Genomic DNA, 2773 nt, shown 5'->3' with positions numbered 1-2773 from the left:
CGCCGGTGTAACACGGAGCGCCCTCTGCTCGTTTTCACCCCGAGACCGCCCTGTCGTCCGTAGCCTTCATCGTGGCACTCCTCCGTCTCGCCCTCGGCCTCATCGCTGCCTTCGCTGTGCTGACCAGCACATTGGGCGCGCTAGTGATCTGGGGCGCGTTCGAGGTTCGGCAGGAGCACATCGCCGAGCACCTGTGCGAGTCCCCGGACTCGGACTGTGACGGGATGTGCTTTCTGAACAAGAAGATGGAGAGCCACCACGGCCACGACGAGCCGGCCCACACGCCGAAGGCCGTCGTGACCGCGCCGACCCTCATCGCCGTTGCTCCGCCGGCGTCGGCCGTGCCGGAGGACGCCTGGCGCGAGCCCTCCTCCCCGACCGGGCGGACCGGTCTTGAGGACGACAGCGGCGCCCTCGAGGACGTGTTCCATCCCCCGAGGCGGGGGTAGTCCGCCGGCTCTTGTGACGCGTCCGCACGCTGCGGACCGTGAGCCGGTGTGATCGTGCGCCGATCGATCGACCTCGAGGACGTGTGTCCGTGAGGGATGACGCCGCGCATGTCTAGACCGACCTCGAGGACGAGCCACGCCCAGGGCGGGCTCTGCGCGACCCCGTTCGGGGTCGACCTCGAGGACGGACCGCCCCCCTTTCCGTCCGACCGGCCTCTGCCAGTCGGCACCATCGCACCTGTCTGGCACGGACCGTCCGTGCCGTTCAGTCACGCTTGTACACCGATGACTCTCCGTACCCTCGCGCCGACCGGCGCACTCTTGCTCGCCCTCGTCGTCGCCGGCTGCGACTCCAGCGACACGACCTCCAGCGACCCAGCCACCGTCCGCCTGGACGTCCAGACGATGGCCGACGGCGCTGACCTCGCCGCCGGGCAGCCCTTCGCCGTCAACGGCACGACGGGCCAGCTCGACATCGCCCACCTCTACCTCTCCGGCATCACGCTCCTGCACGAGGACGGCCGCGAGATCATGGTCATGGCCGACGAGCCGGTCACCGTCCGCGCCAAGGACGACGCCGACACCGACATTCAGCACACCCTCGACCAGCGCTACGTCCTGGTCGACGCCGACGCCGGACGCCAGCCGACGACGTTGGGCGAGGTCCCCTCGGGCCGTTACACCGGCGTTCGGATGCTGCTGGGCGTCCAGGGGCTCGACAACCGGATCGCCCCGGAGGACGCGCCCGTCGACCACCCGCTCGCGCCCCAGACGCCCTCGATGCACTGGAACTGGAACGCCGGCTTCGTCTTCCTGCGCCTGGACGGACTGCTCGACATCGACGGCGACGGCGCTGTCGACGCCGCGACCGACACGCCGGGCGACCCCGCCTCGGGCCAGTGGCGGCTCCACGTCGGCCTGTCGCCGAACGCGACGACGGTCACGCTCGACCAGGACTTTGAGCTGATGGGCGGCCAGATGCAGGACCTCCACGTCATGCTCGATCTTGGGCGCTTGGTCCAGGGCATCGACTACGCCGATCCGGCCAACCGTTTCTGCATGACGGGCGGCTGCCAGGGCGTCGTGGACCAGGCGACGGCGAACGCGCAGACCGCGTTCACGCTGCAGGGCGTCCGCGGCCTCGACATGTAGCCCGATGCGCGGGCACCTACGACTCCTGCTCGCGGCCGCCTTCTGCGCGGCCGGATGCGACGGGGCCGGCTTGGCGGAGACGCCCGGGCCGGTCACGGTCGTGGTGCCCGTGCCTGACGGGTTCGAGCCGCTCCCCGTCCCGCCGCAGAACCCGCTCCGCGCGGACCGCGTGGCCCTCGGCGACCGGCTGTTCTTCGATCCCATCCTGTCGCGCGACCGGACGGTCTCGTGTGGCTCGTGTCACCTGCCGGAGCTGTCCTTCTCCGACGGTCGCCAAAAGAGCGTCGGCGTCGGCGGCGCTGTCGGCTTGCGCAACGCGCCGTCCCTCTTAAACGTGGCCTACCGCAAGACGCTGTTCTGGGACGGCGGCGCGCTCTTTTTGGAGAGCCAGGCCCTCGTCCCCCTCGAGGACCCGCACGAGATGGACCTCGCCCCGCAGGACGCGCTCGCCCGACTCCGCGAGCACCCCGAGTACCCAACCCTCTTCGCCGAGGCCTTCGACGGCGACGGCCCCAACGTCCAGACGCTGACCTACGCGCTCGCCGCCTTCCAGCGGACGCTGGTGAGCGCACCGACCGATTTCGACCGCTACCGCGCCGGCGACGCCTCCGCCCTCGAGGACGACGAGCGTGCCGGGCTCGCTCTCTTCGAGACGCACTGCCAGAGTTGCCACGCCGGGCCGCAGCTAACGACGGACGGGTTCAAGAACAACGGCGCGTCCGTCACCGACGACGACCCCGGCCGAGCCCGAATCACGTTCTCCGATGAGGATCGCGGCACGTTCCGCGTCCCCTCGCTCCGAGCCGTTGCCCGGACCGCTCCCTACTTCCACGACGGACGCTTCGCCGACCTCGAGGCCGTCGTCGACCACTACGACCGGGGCGGCGACGGCACGCCGGGCCAGAGCGCCCGCGTCTTACCGCTCCGGCTAAGCCCAGACGACCGCGCCGCGCTGGTCGCCTTCCTCCACACCCTCTACGACCGCCCCGCCCACGTCGAGGCCGCGCCATGAAACGACTCTCCCTCCTGCTCTTGCTCGTCGCCGGGTGCGTCCCGGACACGCTCGACTTCGACTTCCGAGAGCTCCAGCCGCCCCCGCCGCCCGACGAGGCGCGGGGCGAAGTCGAGATCGGCACGGCCACGGGCGGCGGGCTGACAGTCGCGCTCACGGC

The 2773-nt window shown here is 70.9% G+C and carries 3 protein-coding genes; all 3 read left to right on the top strand.

Annotated elements, in window-relative coordinates; genetic code table 11:
* The first annotated feature begins 71 nt into the window (after positions 1-71).
* Entirely contained in the window at positions 72-449 is a 378-nt protein-coding gene (locus WBA11_RS16275) for a hypothetical protein (protein ID WP_424521704.1), read from the top strand.
* 108 nt (positions 450-557) lie between these two features.
* Positions 558-1601: an MbnP family protein gene (locus WBA11_RS16270; protein ID WP_424521703.1), complete on the top strand. Its 1044-nt coding sequence runs from the start codon at positions 558-560 to the stop codon at positions 1599-1601.
* 4 nt (positions 1602-1605) lie between these two features.
* On the top strand, positions 1606-2613 hold the full coding sequence (locus tag WBA11_RS16265; RefSeq protein WP_424521702.1) for a cytochrome-c peroxidase: 1008 nt from the start codon (positions 1606-1608) through the stop codon (positions 2611-2613).
* Positions 2614-2773: the final 160 nt, after the last annotated feature.

This window comes from Rubrivirga sp. (assembly GCF_049648075.1).
GTDB lineage: Bacteria > Bacteroidota > Rhodothermia > Rhodothermales > Rubricoccaceae > Rubrivirga.
Note: the sequence above shows the minus strand (reverse complement) of the source record. Positions and strands in the feature narration are given on the sequence as shown.